Origin of the sequence: Mesorhizobium sp. M2E.F.Ca.ET.209.01.1.1 (assembly GCF_004010375.2) — a bacterium.
Classification (GTDB): Bacteria; Pseudomonadota; Alphaproteobacteria; order Rhizobiales; family Rhizobiaceae; genus Mesorhizobium.
Genome location: NZ_SADP02001002.1, coordinates 1 through 302, shown reverse-complemented (window position 1 = coordinate 302; position 302 = coordinate 1). Strand labels below are relative to the sequence as shown.

The following is a 302-nucleotide window of genomic DNA, read 5'->3' as shown; positions in this document are numbered from 1 at the left end:
GCCGATTTGGGAGAACTCTGCTGAAGGCCGAACTTGCCAGGCGAGCCCGCACCGACACCGAGGCGTTCCGCTAGAGCGGTTCTCCGTTTCACGGAAGCAGAGTACCGCTCTATCTCTTTGTTTCGACGCAACTCCGGGCGGAAAACCGCTCACACTTTTTCAGTAATTGCTCCTAGATCAGGTCACGCCGCCTTCCTAAACCGCCCGCGATCATGCGGCGCGGCATAATCGAGCTCCGGCCCTACCGGAACAATTCCCGTCGGATTGATCGACCTGTGGCTGCCGTAATAATGCGCCTTGAT

General features: G+C 57.9%; 1 pseudogene. It reads right to left on the bottom strand.

The features are described 5' to 3' along the window. Positions 1–182: 182 nt before the first annotated feature. Positions 183–302 (bottom strand): annotated as a pseudogene (locus tag EN852_RS42980) (glutathione S-transferase family protein); the annotation flags it as partial.